This window comes from Sphingobacterium alimentarium (assembly GCF_004342685.1).
Taxonomy (GTDB): Bacteria; Bacteroidota; Bacteroidia; order Sphingobacteriales; family Sphingobacteriaceae; genus Sphingobacterium; species Sphingobacterium alimentarium.
Window position 1 is genome coordinate 1 of the sequence record NZ_SMBZ01000017.1, and the last position, 16,179, is coordinate 16,179.

18 protein-coding genes and 3 tRNA genes are annotated in these 16,179 nt (G+C 39.9%); 3 read left to right on the plus strand and 18 right to left on the minus strand.

Annotated features, from left to right (window positions below):
• Positions 1–227: 227 nt before the first annotated feature.
• From lepB to EDC17_RS07710, 5 genes are read right to left on the minus strand one after another with little or no spacing between them, the layout of a single operon-like run.
• Positions 228–1,667 carry a signal peptidase I gene (gene lepB / locus EDC17_RS07690; protein WP_132777515.1) on the minus strand — a complete coding sequence of 480 codons (1,440 nt, stop codon included), beginning with the start codon at positions 1,665–1,667 and terminating at the stop codon, positions 228–230.
• Positions 1,668–1,719: 52 nt separating this feature from the next.
• Positions 1,720–2,463, minus strand: coding sequence for a 4-hydroxy-tetrahydrodipicolinate reductase (gene dapB, locus EDC17_RS07695; protein WP_132777516.1), 744 nt, complete (start codon positions 2,461–2,463; stop codon positions 1,720–1,722).
• Positions 2,464–2,476: 13 nt separating this feature from the next.
• Complete coding sequence (locus EDC17_RS07700; RefSeq protein WP_132777517.1) at positions 2,477–3,214, minus strand: DUF5683 domain-containing protein; 738 nt, start codon at positions 3,212–3,214, stop codon at positions 2,477–2,479.
• Positions 3,214–4,128: a ParB/RepB/Spo0J family partition protein gene (locus EDC17_RS07705; RefSeq protein ID WP_132777518.1), complete on the minus strand. Its 915-nt coding sequence runs from the start codon at positions 4,126–4,128 to the stop codon at positions 3,214–3,216. The genes EDC17_RS07700 and EDC17_RS07705 overlap by 1 nt, the downstream gene beginning before the upstream one ends.
• Positions 4,128–4,928 (minus strand): ParA family protein, encoded by an 801-nt coding sequence (locus EDC17_RS07710; RefSeq protein WP_132777519.1) that lies wholly within the window; start codon positions 4,926–4,928, stop codon positions 4,128–4,130. The genes EDC17_RS07705 and EDC17_RS07710 overlap by 1 nt, the downstream gene beginning before the upstream one ends.
• Before the next feature lie 207 nt (positions 4,929–5,135).
• On the opposite strand from EDC17_RS07710, the gene EDC17_RS07715 reads away from it, so the two are divergent.
• The gene (locus EDC17_RS07715) at positions 5,136–5,657 is read left to right on the plus strand and encodes an NADPH-dependent FMN reductase (RefSeq protein WP_132777520.1); all 522 of its coding nucleotides are present in this window, start codon (positions 5,136–5,138) and stop codon (positions 5,655–5,657) included.
• A gap of 129 nt (positions 5,658–5,786) precedes the next feature.
• Here the strand turns inward: EDC17_RS07715 and EDC17_RS17025 are convergent, their stop codons facing one another.
• From EDC17_RS17025 to EDC17_RS17410, 3 genes are read right to left on the minus strand one after another with little or no spacing between them, the layout of a single operon-like run.
• Positions 5,787–6,020: a hypothetical protein gene (locus tag EDC17_RS17025; RefSeq protein WP_207895724.1), complete on the minus strand. Its 234-nt coding sequence runs from the start codon at positions 6,018–6,020 to the stop codon at positions 5,787–5,789.
• A 17-nt stretch (positions 6,021–6,037) separates the two neighbouring features.
• Positions 6,038–6,571: a reverse transcriptase domain-containing protein gene (locus tag EDC17_RS17030; RefSeq protein ID WP_262708181.1), complete on the minus strand. Its 534-nt coding sequence runs from the start codon at positions 6,569–6,571 to the stop codon at positions 6,038–6,040.
• Positions 6,571–7,020 carry a reverse transcriptase domain-containing protein gene (locus tag EDC17_RS17410; protein WP_207895722.1) on the minus strand — a complete coding sequence of 150 codons (450 nt, stop codon included), beginning with the start codon at positions 7,018–7,020 and terminating at the stop codon, positions 6,571–6,573. The genes EDC17_RS17030 and EDC17_RS17410 overlap by 1 nt, the downstream gene beginning before the upstream one ends.
• A gap of 766 nt (positions 7,021–7,786) precedes the next feature.
• On the opposite strand from EDC17_RS17410, the gene EDC17_RS07725 reads away from it, so the two are divergent.
• A complete protein-coding gene (locus tag EDC17_RS07725) occupies positions 7,787–8,080 on the plus strand; it encodes a hypothetical protein (protein ID WP_132777521.1) in 294 nt (97 codons plus the stop codon).
• An 81-nt stretch (positions 8,081–8,161) separates the two neighbouring features.
• Positions 8,162–8,482, plus strand: a complete 321-nt coding sequence (locus EDC17_RS07730; RefSeq protein WP_243646079.1) for a putative quinol monooxygenase — start codon at positions 8,162–8,164, stop codon at positions 8,480–8,482.
• A gap of 62 nt (positions 8,483–8,544) precedes the next feature.
• Here EDC17_RS07730 and EDC17_RS07735 read toward each other — a convergent pair whose 3' ends face one another.
• The 10 genes from EDC17_RS07735 to EDC17_RS17225 all read right to left on the minus strand — a co-directional run bounded on the left by EDC17_RS07735 (position 8,545) and on the right by EDC17_RS17225 (position 16,129).
• Positions 8,545–8,775 carry a JAB domain-containing protein gene (locus EDC17_RS07735; RefSeq protein WP_132777562.1) on the minus strand — a complete coding sequence of 77 codons (231 nt, stop codon included), beginning with the start codon at positions 8,773–8,775 and terminating at the stop codon, positions 8,545–8,547.
• A 47-nt stretch (positions 8,776–8,822) separates the two neighbouring features.
• Entirely contained in the window at positions 8,823–9,323 is a 501-nt protein-coding gene (locus tag EDC17_RS07740; RefSeq protein WP_207895725.1) for a transposase, read from the minus strand.
• 462 nt (positions 9,324–9,785) lie between these two features.
• Positions 9,786–9,860: transfer RNA gene (locus EDC17_RS07745), tRNA-Val, on the minus strand.
• A gap of 10 nt (positions 9,861–9,870) precedes the next feature.
• Positions 9,871–9,948 (minus strand) — tRNA-Val (locus EDC17_RS07750).
• A 10-nt stretch (positions 9,949–9,958) separates the two neighbouring features.
• Positions 9,959–10,036 (minus strand) — tRNA-Val (locus EDC17_RS07755).
• Positions 10,037–10,182: 146 nt separating this feature from the next.
• The gene (locus EDC17_RS07760) at positions 10,183–12,168 is read right to left on the minus strand and encodes a putative porin (RefSeq protein ID WP_132777522.1); all 1,986 of its coding nucleotides are present in this window, start codon (positions 12,166–12,168) and stop codon (positions 10,183–10,185) included.
• Between the two features lie 43 nt (positions 12,169–12,211).
• Complete coding sequence (locus EDC17_RS07765) at positions 12,212–13,027, minus strand: purine-nucleoside phosphorylase (RefSeq protein ID WP_132777523.1); 816 nt, start codon at positions 13,025–13,027, stop codon at positions 12,212–12,214.
• A 69-nt stretch (positions 13,028–13,096) separates the two neighbouring features.
• Positions 13,097–14,602 (minus strand): sodium:solute symporter, encoded by a 1,506-nt coding sequence (locus EDC17_RS07770; protein ID WP_132777524.1) that lies wholly within the window; start codon positions 14,600–14,602, stop codon positions 13,097–13,099.
• A 12-nt stretch (positions 14,603–14,614) separates the two neighbouring features.
• The gene (gene murQ, locus EDC17_RS07775) at positions 14,615–15,430 is read right to left on the minus strand and encodes an N-acetylmuramic acid 6-phosphate etherase (RefSeq protein WP_132777525.1); all 816 of its coding nucleotides are present in this window, start codon (positions 15,428–15,430) and stop codon (positions 14,615–14,617) included.
• 75 nt (positions 15,431–15,505) lie between these two features.
• On the minus strand, positions 15,506–16,129 hold the full coding sequence (locus EDC17_RS17225) for a polysaccharide deacetylase family protein (RefSeq protein ID WP_243646083.1): 624 nt from the start codon (positions 16,127–16,129) through the stop codon (positions 15,506–15,508).
• Positions 16,130–16,179 lie beyond the last annotated feature (50 nt).

A 16,179-nucleotide genomic window follows, 5' to 3' on the forward strand; every position in this document is an offset into this window, starting at 1 on the left:
CAACACTTGCGGCCTTGTATGTAGTTTCTGTTCGTCGGACCGAGGTTTTGCCTCAGACTTCCTTCAGATTCCACCTCGCGGTGGACACCCTTGTCATAAGCTAACACTTCCCACTGTAAAGGCGTGTTCGGGACTTACACCCTAGAGTTATTGCACATGCTGGGCACACAAAAAGAAGAAGCCGTATTGAAATCAATACGGCTTCTTCTTTTTTATATGAGCAGGTATTATTTAATACCTTTAAAAATTCTATTCCAACGGATTTTGGATAAGAAAGAACCATCTTTGTCATAGCTCAACCAAGTGAATAGAGCCTTGCCGACGATATGATCTTCAGGCACAAATCCCCAACCGCGTGAATCGTATGAATTGTGACGGTTGTCGCCCATCATCCAATAATAATCCATTTTAAAAGTATATGAATCCGTTTTTTCACCGTTAATGAAAATTTCATTACCGCGTATCTCGAGTGTATTGCCTTCGTATACAGTTATGGCACGTTGATAAAGAGGCAATGTACGATCATCCAATTGTACGGTCCACCCTTTTGCCGGCACTTTTATCGGTCCAAAATTGTCATACGACCATTGTACACTATCCCAATCGTAATTCGGGAAGGAAGCGTAATTAGAATCGTCAGTACCAAAAATAACTTCGCGCACTTCTTTGACATTAGACCAAGAGCGTACGTCTTCGGCCTCCGCCTCCGTAATATGCAACACATAAATTCCTTGAGAAGGATCCGTATTTTCTAAATCTACATCATAACGTTTCTTAACTAAAATATCTTCGGACAATCCAAAAGGCTCGGCTACGACAATATAAGAGGTCTGTAAATCGTCTGAATTGTATTGTAGAGTACCATTTACGGTGAGCTTACCATCTTTCATGATCAATTCATCACCAGGGATACCTACTGCACGCTTAATATAATTTTCGCGCTTGTCAACCGGTCTATTGAATGGCGCATCTGCTTCCATTGGATAATTGAACACCACGACATCATTTCGCTCGATATTTTGAAAGCCCGGTAATCTTTTGTATGGTATATTAATGATTTCTGAATAGGCTTTGCCACCTGTCAACGGCATCGTATGATGTGCAAAAGGAAATGCTAAAGGAGTATTAGGAATACGTGGGCCATAATTTAATTTACTGACAAACAAGAAATCACCCACCAATAATCTACGTTCCATAGATCCCGTCGGAATCATATAGGCTTCAATCAAGAAACCACGAATCAATGATGCCGCTATCGTTGCAAAAATAATGGCATCTGCCCATTCGCGAGCCGTTGATTTTTTGTAAGGGTATTTCTTTTTAAATTCTTCAGTCGCGGATTGACCTCTGTAGACCACCTTAGGATCATTACCCCACATGGGCAATACGATAAAAGGAACTAGAACCGCAGCCACCGTTTCCCAAAAACGCTGCTTGCCAAATGCCTTTAGCAAGTCTAAATAGAGGCTATAGAAAATGAAAATATTGACGATAGGCACTAACAATAAAACTACCCACCAAGCAGGACGCCCCACCAATTGGGTCATCACATATTCCCTGTAGAAAGGTACAATAGCTTCCCAGCCTTGTTTTCCGGCTTTTTTAAATAATAAGTATAAGCCATAAAGTGCTACAACCGTTAAAACTCCAAAAATAATATACCACATATTTGTATCGTTTTAGCATAGAAAAAACTTGTCAATGACAAGTTTGCATGCGTTATTTATTAAAATCAAAAATTTCTGTTACTTGATAAAATCCTTTTTTGCCATACAACCATTCCGCCGCAATGACCGCACCTAAGGCAAAACCTTCACGATTGTGTGCTGTATGTTTAAATTCAATTTGATCCACTTCGGAGCTGTACAATACGGTATGTGTACCCGGCACTTCCTCGATACGGAGACTTTCGATCAATAATTCATGGGGCTGATTTACAATTTCCTCCTCCGCTCCCACCACTTGATTAACCCAAGTTTTTTTAATTTCACTATTATCGATAATGCCTTCAGCAATCGTAATTGCCGTACCGCTTGGTGCATCCAGCTTGTGAATATGATGAATCTCTTCGACCTGCACATCGTACTGTTGGTATGGTGCTATAGCTTTGGCCAGTAGCTTATTGATATGAAAGAATAAGTTGACGCCTATACTGAAATTAGAACCGTACAATAGAGATTGGTCGGCCTCCAAGCAAGTCTCCTTGACCTCTTCAATGTGGTCATACCAGCCCGTGGTACCGACTACCAAAGGCAGATTTGCTTCAAAACATAGACTGATATTGCCTAATGCAGCTTCGGGAGTACTAAAATCTATAGCTATATCAGCATCTACTAAGTTCTCGGCGATAAGGCCATCTCGATTTTCTGAATCAACGATTAGTGCTATTTCATGGCCTCTTTTGAGTGCAAATTTTTCTATCATTTGCCCCATTTTACCATAACCTAGTATAACTATTTTCATATTTAAGGTTTATCTATTTAAAACTAAATGTCAGTTTTACTCCCGGTACATAGGGTCGACCTAAATTCATATTGGTATAGGCCAATCCCGAGGTAGGCAATAATGTTGGCGTCACTTTAAAACCTAAATCATCGCCGATATCGTACCTAAAACGTAGCATAGAGTCCGTATAGGCTTCCAATACATTCAATCCCCACCAGCCTACTGTCACCAGAATAGTCATATCGCGATTTCGACGATAGTTGTCCTTGGCACGAATCAACCCATCCAAAGTTTGAAAACCCTGCAAATCTGGATCACTCCAATCTCCATTATTATCAATACGATATGCCGCTTCTTTCACAAACTTTTTATAATGCCAGTTCCAAAAGTCGAAAACCAATGCGCTTGTCACAAAACCGCCATAGATAATTGGCAATTTGACCCACACAAACCTACCACCGTTTGTAATCTGCCCCCATCCGGGCAAAATCAATGAACGCCTCCATGCTACATTCGAAAGCCTTTCGATTTCGAGACGCGTGGAATCCTTTAATATATCTTTGTAATAATATTTTTCGCGTTCCTTTTCTGCCTTTTCACGGGCTTTACGCTGGGCACGTGTTTCTTTCTTCACTGTATCTTGCGCCGCCTTTGTACTATCCACCAAATTTATTGTAGAATCCAGCACGATTCTTTTTGTCGTATCCACCTGAGCGACACCAACAAAAGAATACAAAACAAAGAATATAAGAAATAAGTATTTCGGCATTACCAATCCAACAATTCTAAAATTCGGCTCAAATCATCTTCCGATTCAAAAGGAATTTCAATAGCTCCTTTTCCACGCGAATTCTTTAAATTCAAGCGTACGCGAGTTGAAAATTTTGATGCCAGATCATCTTCTATTTTTTGATATTGAAAATCCAATTGCTTGCCTACTCCTTTACCTTTTTTAGGTTTGAGTTGCTCTTGAATATTACGCACCAATATCTCGGCCATACGAACAGACAAATCTTTGTCAATGATTTCTTGATACACAAACAGTTGTTTATCAATATCACCCACATTGATTAATGCACGGGCATGTCCCATTGTAATTTTACCATCACGGATACCCACTTGAATGACAGGAGGAAGCTTCAACAATCGTAGATAGTTGGTCACTGTAGAGCGATTTTTAGAAACTCTATCACCCAACTCTTCTTGCTTCAAATTACATTCTTCGATCATACGCTGAAAACTCAAGGCCACCTCGATAGCATTCAGGTTCTCACGTTGTATATTCTCGATCAATGCCATTTCCAACATTTGTTGGTCATTGGCTGTACGTACGTATGCTGGAATTTCTGTAATTCCCGCGAGTATAGACGCACGTAGACGGCGTTCACCACTGATCAGTTGGTATTGATTTTTGCTAACTTGTCTTACTGTGATAGGCTGTATTAATCCTTGCAAACGGATAGATTCTGAAAGCTCTCTCAAAGCACCTTCGTCAAAATCTGTACGTGGCTGAAATGGATTGACAGCTATTTGTTCAATTTTTATGAAATTAATACTGCCCGCAGAAGGAGCAGATGTGTCGCCAATATCACGCGAGGTAGTATTAGGAGATACTTTCAAATCATCCTGCAATAGCGCACCGAGTCCTTTTCCTAATCCTGTTTTACGTTGTAATGCTGCCATTATACGATTGCTTTTTCTTCTTTATTATGTTCTACCAGACCGTTTTTTTGTAATATTTCACGAGCTAGATTCAAATAATTAATCGCTCCCTTACATGAAGCATCATGCATAATCACCGAAATACCAAAGCTTGGCGCCTCACTAAGTCGTGTATTTCGCTGTATGATCGTCTCAAATACCAAATCCGTAAAGTGTGTACGCACCTCTTCTACCACTTGATTTGACAGACGTAGACGAACATCATACATGGTCAATAGAATGCCTTCAATTTCTAAATTTGTATTTAACCTATTCTGAACGATTTTAATGGTATTTAGTAATTTACCTAAGCCTTCAAGCGCAAAATATTCACACTGCACCGGAATAATTACAGAATCCGAAGCCGTCAAGGCATTGATCGTAATCAAACCCAAAGATGGAGAACAGTCGATGATAATGAAATCATAATCATCTTTGATCTCATCCAGCATCTTCTTCATTTTATACTCACGCTCATTGAGGTTGATCATCTCAATCTCCGCACCTACCAAATCAATATGCGCTGGCAATAAATCCAAATGAGGTGTTTCGGTTGCTTTGATAGCCTCTCGCGGATCCAAATCATTCACCAAGCATTCGTAAACGCTGGCTTTGATACCTCGGGGGTCGAATCCAATTCCCGAAGTAGAGTTTGCCTGTGGATCTGCATCCACGAGCAAAGTTTTATATTCTAATACCGCCAAACTAGCGGCCAAGTTGATCGAAGTTGTTGTTTTCCCTACACCGCCCTTTTGATTTGCTATAGCAATTATTTTTCCCATGAGATACCGAACCTTTACAATTATCTATTTTCAATTGTTGTTCTCTTATCAAATTTACATTTTGTTCACCCACAAAATGTTTAAATGATGTTAAATTTACTAATTTTGAGAACTTCCTGACACTATTACTCAGGATGCTAAGATACAAAAAAATTGGTTCACGATTCGACAAATCGTGTATCGATTATGATAAGTTGCAACATCACAATGAATTTAATTATATCAGGAACAAATAGGCTGGGTAGTAACTCTTTAAAAGTAGCAAACTATTACAAAGATGAACTAATACACAAGGGGCAGGAATGGGAAATACTCTCTTTGGAAGACTTGCCGCAGGACATCTTGTTCTCGGATCTGTATGGCAAACGTTCGGATGCATTCGCGTCCATACAAGCTAAAGTTTCCGAGGCTCAAAAATTTATTTTTGTAATACCAGAATACAACGGCAGCTATCCGGGCGCACTAAAAATATTCATAGACGCATGCTCTTATCCTACCTCTTTTTACCACAAAAAAGCCGCATTAGTAGGCGTTGCAACAGGGAAATATGGCAACATACGCGGGGTCGATCACTTCACTGGGGTATGCAATTATTTGCGCATGCAAGTTCTTTCTTTAAAAATACATGTTCCACATATCAAAGATGAAATTGATAGCGAGGGTCTATTTGTAGAGCCCATCACGCGGGCTTTCATAGACGAACAAATTGAAGAAATCATTAGATTTTAGCATAAACTAAATCGAGTAGGAAGATAGGGATTATTTCCCTATCTGTCCTCTCACACCCGGCATACGGATCCGTACCAAGGCGGTTTGTTAGAATAACTTCGTTTGATGTGTTGTTCTCCAGTAATAGTATTATGCAAATCCTTCGTAACCTAATTTAGTAAAGTATGAGTTTGTTAGCCTTGTTTGAAGGGTAGGACTTGTCCCTGTTCGCGTATAGGATTTACGGGTGTTCGCATGTTGATAGGCAAGCCAGCTTTTGGCTCCCAGTTTCATTAAGTTACGAATTCGATTACCTGTGGTCTTCCATTGTTTCCAAAGCAGAACACGCAAGCGTCTTCGCACTAGTTTATCCAGTTCTACCATCACCTTCTTATTCGTTGCTATACGAAAGAATTCACCCAGCCCTGAGTAATTTGCCGTAGTTTAGTCAGTCGCTCATGCATAGGAGTAACTGTATTACGTCGAGTATTTTGACGTAACTTCTCTCGGATTCGTTCGATACTCTTTGCAGAGATACGAATCTGCCAGTATCCTTGAGTTTTGAAGAAACTAAAGCCCAGTAAACTACTTTGGGAAGGTCTGCTTACCTTACTCTTTTCACGGTTCACCTTCAGCTTTAGTGTAGATTCGATGTAGCTGGTGATGTTGCCCATAATACGAGTCGCGGATTTATTACTCTTCGTGTAGATACTAGCGTCATCTGCATAGCGTACAAATCGATGTCCACGGAAGCTGAGTTCCCTGTCCAGTTCGTCCAGGATGATGTTTGACAAAAGTGGACTTAAAGGACTGCCCTGGGGGGTGCCCTTGGTTCGCTTTTGTTCAAGACCATGATCCATAATCCCACAACGAAGGTATTTCCCGATCAGGGCTAGGACTCGATGATCCGTAATCTTCTTGCTCAGAAGATGCATCACTTTGTCGCGTGGTTCACTTGATCGAAGAATTGCTCCAGATCAAGTTCAACGACCCACGTGTAGCCCAAGTTCAGATACTCTTGCGCTTTAATGACGGCCTGATGAGCATTACGATTCGGACGGAAGCCGTAGCTGTTATCGTGAAAATCACCCTCATACTTTAACCCAAGCCATTGGGAAATGCTTTGCTGAATAACACGGTCGATGACCGTTGGAATACCCAGCATACGCTTGCCGCCACTTGCTTTGGGAATCTCTACTTTCCGAACAGCTTGTGGGCGGTAAGTGCCAGAGAGAATATCCGATCGCAGGGATTGCCAGTGCGTGTTAAGGTAGTCACGAAGATTATCGATCTGCATACCATCAACTCCGCTAGCACCTCCATTAGAGATGACACGATCAACTGCGTGTTTGACATTTCGGATGTGTAATATCTCTTCCAACATAGTATTACTAAAAAAAAACCTCAGGCATTGTGTCCACTTCGTTGCACGACTCAGCTAAGCTCCTCTTGCATTTTACTATCAGTTTCCGACCTATCCTCATGCAAGCAGTTCTCTTAAGTGGTTCGGCTTTTAACGCTTCGTCATAAACTTATTGGTTCCTTTGCCATTCTAACATTCAGACCTTCCCCTGTATAAAGTAGAGAAACAGGGTGCTATGTCCTCTGCTGACTTCTGACTAAAGCATAATAGCATTATTATTCTGCTAGATGTTTCTTCGCGGGTATTCGCCTATACCTTTGACAGAGTTTAGACAGATCTCCCCAGGTAAGAACAATAACTTTCACCTCATATATCCGCTACATTTACCATAGTGTTTCCGTACAGTTTAGGGCTTCGGCTTGTGGTGCAGCCTCACCCAACACTTGCGGCCATGTATGTAGTTTCTGTTCGTCGGACCGAGGTTTTGCCTCAGGCTTCCTTCAGATTCCACCTCGCCGTGGACACCCTTGTCATAAGCTAACACTTCCCACTGTAAAGACGTGTTCGGGACTTACACCCTAGAGTTATTGAACATGCTGGGCACACAAAAAGAACGGAAGTCCAAAAATAGGCAGCCTCTTTTTTATATTTTATCACTTATATTGTTTGTTTTAATCATCTGCTCTAGGAGCGGACACAGAACGAATTTTGCGCATACTATGAGCGTCACCTGCAATTCTTTCTGAAGGAGAACGAAGAAGCGACCGAAACCGAATTTTTCACGCACTTGAACGATATCGTCAGCGACGAACTGGGTAAGCTCATAGCGGATGATAAACGGGAATCCAAATCAAAGCACAAGAGCATCGTACAGCAGAAAAAGATGCTAAGATCATTCCTTGACCATCTCACTTCGATAGACCAATGGGATTTCAGCAGGACAAAAGACGAGATTATAGCGAAAAAGGAAAGCGAGATTAAGGAGTTAAAGGAAATCGTGGTGCAACTTACCAAAGAACTCAAAGAGGCCGATAACTCGAAACGGGTTGGTTTATTGATATCCCCAAAGGCTACGCTTTAACTGTAGTTGACCTTATTTCATAAGTTTTTGAACCAAATAATAAAGCCTGAAAAACTTAAATGAGCTACATTTGTTAAAAAAATGTTTAATTTAAAAAAAATAAAAGATATGAAAAAATTAGGATTATTAGTTCGGCTAGAAGCAAAAGCTGGTAAAGAAAAGAACGTTGAAGAGTTTATTACAAGTGCGTTGCCACTTGCTAAGGAAGAAGCCGGCACTATTAGTTGGTATGCGTTCCGTATTGACTCTTCTACATTTGGCATTTATGACACATTTTCAGATGAAGAAGGCAGACAAGCACATCTTGGTGGTAAGATAGCAAAGGCGCTTATGGAAAATGCACCTGAATTGTTAGCCAATCCGCCATATATTGAGAAATTGGACATTTTAGCCGCTAAATAAACTACCACAATTATTCTAAAATGGAAGTCTGTCAAAGTTCGGTAAATGAATTTGGACAGGCTTCATTTGTTTACAAAACAGCTTAATGGTCTATCTGCTGTGCTTGGTCTCAATGTTCCAGACGGGTTATTGTGCGCTACAGCAATCCTTGTTGAATTGCACACAAGTGCGGAGGAAATAATCAATCGCATATCTACCATAACTGTATCTAATCCACCATCCGCTATTTTCCGGCAACCTACAACATCCAGTTTTGTGTTGAAATATAAAGCATAATAGCCTTCTCTAATTATAAGTTCATCTGTACGGACTTATATTATAACAGTTCATTATAGAACAATTAATATTTTATACATGTCTTCGTTGTTATCCAAAGAAATAAAAACCAAGTTCCAAAAGCTACACAGAATCCTATCCAAGGAGTTTTCATACTTAGAGCAGCAAAGAAAACAGTATAGGACTTTAGCATCACCTTGTTCTCCTGATCAATAGCTTCCCATCGATATTCAATACGAAGCTGCTGAACAGCATCTCCTGCCAGCTGCTGGACGTGAAAACGATCAGACACCAATTTGGCATAAGGAAATGTGCGACGGGCAATTCTTTCCATCGTTGGTGCCAGATCTAGAGTAACTTCCTTTACCTTTTTGCGAATTCGAATGGGCACCTGCTCTAGTATTGATATAACCTTCTCGCTTACAGTTCCTTTAACCATAGCTAACAGAGCACCTTTTTTTCCTTTGGCCTCCCTGTTGGTCAGTACAGTATAGAGTTCTCCTTGAGAGAGACAAACCTCATCAAGGCTTAAATATTCCCCGATATTTTCAGGAAAGAGCTCCAGTCTTCAGCATGTTCTAGTTGGTCCCAGCTCATGAAACCGCTTAAATATCGAATATATTGCTCTTGGAGGCGTTTACCATCCAATTGAAAAAGTCGGCTCAAGAGTTTACAGCTAACCGGATTATTATCGATGACCTCCTTTTAAAAAAGCAGCGAATTCCGCTATCAACCGTGTACCCTTTGCTACCGAATCTCAAGAACTTTAGACTGGTTTACATGTATAGTGATCCCACCATTTGCGGCGTTTGAGATGCAAAAAAACAGGCTTTGCCACGCAACGGGAAATCACGAAGAGTCACCTCATCAATATAACCCTTAGACTCAAGTCGGTGTTCTTTAAACTCTACAGGGGATATATTACGTTGGGATAAATTCTGCTTGATCCCCTAAACACTGACAAATTACTGTCAAACTAAAATAGGCCGCCTCAATTATTTTGAGACGGCCTATTTCATGTGTAGTGTGGAGGCTACTGGATTCGAACCAGTGACCCTCTGCTTGTAAGGCAGATGCTCTGAACCAGCTGAGCTAAGCCTCCGAAGAATGATTGGTGGAGAATACTGGATTCGAACCAGTGACCCTCTGCTTGTAAGGCAGATGCTCTGAACCAGCTGAGCTAATTCTCCATAAAATGTTTGGTGGAGGCTACTGGATTCGAACCAGTGACCCTCTGCTTGTAAGGCAGATGCTCTGAACCAGCTGAGCTAAGCCTCCAAACATTGGATTATTCTTTATTAGAACGATGCAACCTTTATCCGATTGCGTGTGCAAATATAGCCCTAATTTTTAAGTTTCAAAATGTTTTTTCAACTTTTTTAGGCCTCTCAAGTGTAATTTCCTAAGGAAAAGAGAGATAATTTTTAATCGTAAAACTTCCATGATGCTCCAAACCTAAAGTTTGCAGGATTCATTGGATAGCGTCGTACGGAATAATAACCTTTTGGATATATATACTGATTGGTAAAATTGTTGCTGATGAAAAGATTCACACGCTTAATATTCATGGTTGCCCACACATCTACTATTGGATACGTGGAAAATTCAAGACTATGATTCGTATTATAGAATTGACCCGTGTTAATGGAATAAGATGGCGTCACAAAAGGTGTATTAAATCTAACATCAGTACCAATACGTAAATTGAGCACGTCAAACCATCTCGAATCGTAATAGAAGCTATGCCAAGTGTATAATTCAGGTGTGGCTATCACGTCCATAGCATCTGATTTTTGGTAAACCACACGATTATCCAAATGAAACTTACCGAATTTAAAATTCTGTTCCACCGTAGCCTTTAAAAAGTTTAGTTTCCCATATTGAGCTGCTTCAATAACCTTGCTTAATCGTCCATCTTCATTCGGATTATCCACCTCCTTGAAGTACAGGTAATTATCAATTAAAAAGTACTCAATTCGTCCTCTAAAGCCTAACTTTGGATTAGCATACACAAAAGAAACGTTCTGCGTCTTGGTTTTGTCCATGTTGTTACTCCATTGGTGATAGGTATAATTCATTCGGTTGAAAACGATTTCAGGCGATTTATTTTGCGAATAAGCGCCTAAGGAAATCTTTCCTACCCGTTCTCCAATCAAAATGTCCGCTTTGGCTTCATATAAGTAATCGCCAAAATTGTGTCCCACCACAATTTGGTTTACACCAACATTGAGATCTATCCTATTCGAAAATTTATAACTTAAATCACCTTTTACGGATGAATTTTGATAAAAATCATTCGAAATACTATCGGCAAACCAGATTAAATCATTCTGAAAGCCGAGATTAAGCTTCGCTTCATTTTTGAGGAAAGACTTGGGACGCAAGTAGAAAGCATACGTAAACTCATTAGAAATCGTCGTTACTTTCGTGGTGTCATGCACCTCTACAAAATTGCCAAATGGAAAAGCATTTCCATCATCAGCTTCGTTTTTGTAAAACACAAAGCGTTGCTGTCTGATATGGGTATTGTGTGCGATAGCATTAGTAGGATGTATTTCCATCTCTGGAAGCCCCTTATTTATCGTGTCCAGACGTCCTATAAAATAGGATTGACGAAGAAACAAACTATTGTCATTCCATTTGTTGTAAGGCCTATTCTGACGCTGTCCCCGTAGACGTGTAATGACCGAGTACAAAGAACTTACTTGATCATCCCTAAATATCGTATCGTTTCTTATGGAGCCATTCTCCGTAGCATCCAACTTATTGAAAGTCACATTAGCAAGAAGATTGTAGCGCTTACTTGGTGATTCATACCAGGTATGTACGGCCCCCTTTCGGTCGGAATAATCCTGATTGAAATAGTAACCATCGGTATTAGTCGCATGATAGTCTATACCAATATTCCAATTGGGATTGATATTTTGCGCCAGCTTAGCCTTGAAAACTTGGTCTGCAAAAAAGAAACCTACCGCATACAGCTCTGAATAACGTGCTCTAGCGCGATAGTATAACACAGAATCTGACGTCAATAGGTAACGCTCGAGCGCATGGAAACCAGGTTGAAAGCCGATTTTTTTGCTTGGTGTAAATAACAAATCCCGTGTAGCTAATCCATAAGAACCTAAATTGATACTAGGATTCCACGGCAGATTTTGATTATTATAATAGTGAAAGTTGTGATGTGTCGTATCTATTTGCTTCGTATGCGTAGCATATTTGAGCATATTCAATGTAGCATAACGTACATATTTCGAAGAGAATATCACCGAATCTTTTTTATTATCCTCCTTGGCTCTAGCAGAATCTAATGCCGAACTGAATTCATCGTTAACTTGTGCTTGGAGCGCAAAAGTAAATGCGAAAAAGAATAAAAAACTTAATAAGTTACGCAAAAAATATCTACTCATCTAGACTCAAAATATACAGGCAAAAATAAGGATAAAATTAGTGTTATTGCATGGCAATTAACTCTTTTAACACCTGAGTCATCTTAGGTTCAACTTCAGAAGCCACTCTGACTATCTCCTGCAGCGATACAGGCTGCAAGTCCGCATGAAAACCTTCATCCGTAACTACCGAAATCGCAAAAACAGGTAACTGCATATGATTGGCCACAATAACTTCTGGGACTGTACTCATACCTACGATATCACCACCTATCAGGCGCATATAGCGGTACTCAGCACGCGTTTCGAGATTTGGTCCCAGAGTAGACACATAGACTACCCGCTGTGCACGAACATCTAGATTAGAAGCAATTTGAAGCGCTTGCTCTTGCATCACTTTATCGTATGGCGCACTCATGTCGGGAAAACGGTCCCCATAGCGGTCATCGTTAGGACCACGAAGCGGATTATCAGGTAGCAAGTTGATATGATCATCTATGATGCAAATATCGCCTTTCTTGATATTTTCATTTAACGAGCCTGAAGCATTGGATACAAACAACTTTTTAATCCCTAAATCCTTCATTACTCGAACTGGAAAAGTTATTTCTTGCATATTATAGCCTTCGTAGTAATGCAACCTTCCTTGCATAGCAACTACATTACGGCCATTGAGCACCCCAAAAATAAGCTTGCCCGTGTGAAATTCTACTGTCGAAATAGGAAAATTTGGAATATTAACATACATGATTTGATACGCGATATCAATCTCGTTTACTAGCTTACCTAAGCCTGTGCCTAGAATAATACCAAATTCGGGAGTGAATTCGCCTATGCGTTGGCGAATGAAGGAAACGGTGTCTTCTACTAAGTGATACATGTGTACAAAAAACTAATATTCAAACTTAATGTTAATTTTTTGTACACACAAATCACTGAATCGCAATTCCTAATTAGATAGCTCTTTCTCAGAAGCTCTTCCTGGAGAAGTAATGAGCAACAATAGATAAGTAATTAATCCGTTGTAAACAATTAATTCAAATCCGATTTTATAAGAAGTGTAAGGCAATACATACATGGTCAATAACCAAATAAATAGAGGAGCCAACACACAAATATAAGGCACAAGGTTATCATTGACGCGGCGTTTGGTCAATATGCCAAAAGCAAATAAGCCTAACAATGGACCATATGTATATCCAGCGATCTTGAAGATAGCCGAAACAACTGAATCATCATTAATGACGTGGAATAGCAAAATAACCAATAACATTACCACAGAGAATGCCATGTGTACGATATTTCTTTGTTTCACTAATTTAGGGTCATTAGGGTTTTCCTTTTTATTGAATCCTAAGAAATCCACACAGTAAGACGTAGTTAATGCCGTCAATGCAGAGTCGGTTGTAGCAAAGGTGGCCGCAGTCAGTCCCATCATAAACACTATACCAGGCAATAAACCCAGGTGTCTCAACGCAATTTCGGGATACAGGTAGTCTGACTTACCTAAATCAGCGATATTAATGCCATTGGCATCTGCGTAGAAATATAACAAAGCGCCTACACACAAGAAAAAGATATTAATCACAATAAAAATAGATGTGAAAGTCATCATATTTTTCTGTGCTTCGCCGATCGTTTTCATGCTCAAATTCTTTTGCATCAAATCCTGATCAAGACCAGTCATCGCTATAGTCACGAATGCACCACCGATCACATGCTTCCAGAAGTGTCTTGTATCACCCAATAAATTCTCCCAGATAAACACTTTCGAATAGGAGCTGTCTTTCACTTTCTCAAAAGCTTCAATTACAGTAATTCCTAGTCCATCAGCCATAAAATAAATAGATAGGATAACGGCAAGAACGAGGAAAGTCGTCTGTAATGTATCCGTAATAATGATAGTCTTAAGACCACCTTTGTTTGTGTAAAGCCAAATTAAAAGCAAACATGCAGATACAGTCACGAAAAATGGAATATTCCAAGCATCAAATATATAACGTTGCAATACAATGGCTACAAGATAAAGTCTGAATGCTGATCCAATAGTACGAGAAACTAAGAAAATCATCGCACCGGATTTATAACTTTTATAGCCTAATCTTTCTTCCAGATACGTATAGATCGAAGTAAGATTCATGCGGTAGTATAATGGCAATAGCACATAGGCTATAATGACAAAACCCAACGCATTACCCAACACAAATTGGAAATAACTGAAATTATTGGGTTCTAGACCTGCTGGCGCATTACCGATGTCTCCGGGCACCGAAATAAATGTAACTCCAGAGAGCGCCGTACCAATCATTCCGAAAGCAACTAAATACCATTTTGAATTACGGTTAGCAACAAAGAAGGTAGAGTTATCTGCCGAGCCTTTAGAAGTGAAATAGGATACCCCGAGAAGTATCACGAAGTAAACCACTAAAAATGATAGTAATATAATAGGTGACATATAGTCTATTGTTTAGTATTGTTTCTGATTAAATGCTTCAATTGCCTTACGCACGTTGCCAAATTTTTCCAACAATTCTGTTGCTACACTTTCTTCAGCACCAGTTTCGGTCATGACCATACGTACACCGCGTCCTACCAGCTTGTGGTTGGATAGTTGCATATCTACCATTTTGTTTCCTTTGACACGGCCCAATTGAATCATTACAGACGTACTAATCATATTCAACACCAATTTTTGTGCTGTACCCGACTTCATACGTGTAGAACCAGTTACGAACTCCGGACCTACGATTACTTCAACTGGATATTTTGCGATAGCAGCAATTGGTGAGCCACCATTACATACTACACATCCTGTAGCTATTCCTCTCGCATTAGCTTCTTTCAATCCACCGATTACATACGGCGTAGTACCTGAAGCTGCAATACCTATAATAATATCGTTCGGAGTGATCACATATTCATCAAGGTCTTTCCATGCTTGTTCCATGTCATCTTCCGCAAATTCCACTGCTTTACGTATAGCAGTATCCCCTCCAGCGATAAGACCAATTACCCAATCAAATGGCACACCATACGTTGGAGGACACTCAGAGGCATCCAATATCCCTAAACGACCGCTTGTCCCAGCGCCAATATAGAAAATACGTCCACCCTGCTTCATGCCTTCTACCGCTTGCTTTACTAAAGCCTCAATCTGAGGAATAGCACGCTCTACGGCATCTGGCACCGTTTTATCTTCTTTATTGATATTCGTAAGTAACTCTAGGACAGACATTTTGTCCAGATCCTGGTAATTAGAATCTTTCTCTGTTGTATTAACCATCTAAAACAAATTCTTTAAATAATCTATAATATCGTAAATATGCGACTTTTTTGCAAAACACGCAAAAAAACGCATTTATAATTTTTTAAGCGGAACGAAAATATAATTTTTTAACTGCAATCTTTGTATGATTTCTTCAATCTTATGATAAAACTTATCCTTACGACGAGGATCTGTTCCCAAATGTATCAAAATAACGTAGCCATGCAAGCCATTAACCTCTTCATAATCAAACAATTGCTTCAAAATCTTCTCTGATGACATATACCGATTCTCCATCTCGGGATACGTGTAATCTGCAGCAGTTCGCAATCCAGGTGTGAAATTATATACCTCAAAACCTTTTTGCGCAGACCAATCCACTATTTTTTCATTATACCATTCGTATGGCGGAATAAACATATCACCGCGACTAATCCCCCATTCACTTAATCGCTCCACATTATCCTCTAGGTCCTTTTCAAAAACTGCCTGAGTAATCAAGAGACTATCCCTATTTTCCCAAGGCGCGTACAAAAGATGCTGGTCCGAATGTGGACCTACATAATGTCCGTCCTTATATAATTTCTTAAGTAACTTCGCCGACTTTTTGTCTTCCAAGAATTTTCCTGTAACAAAAAAAGCTCCTTTTACTTTATTCTTCTTCAAGGTAGCAGCGATATGTGGCAAACCATCTCTAAATTCATCCCCCGTAAACACCAAGCTAATATGAGGGGTCTGTGGATTGCCACGTACTATTGCTCCAAATT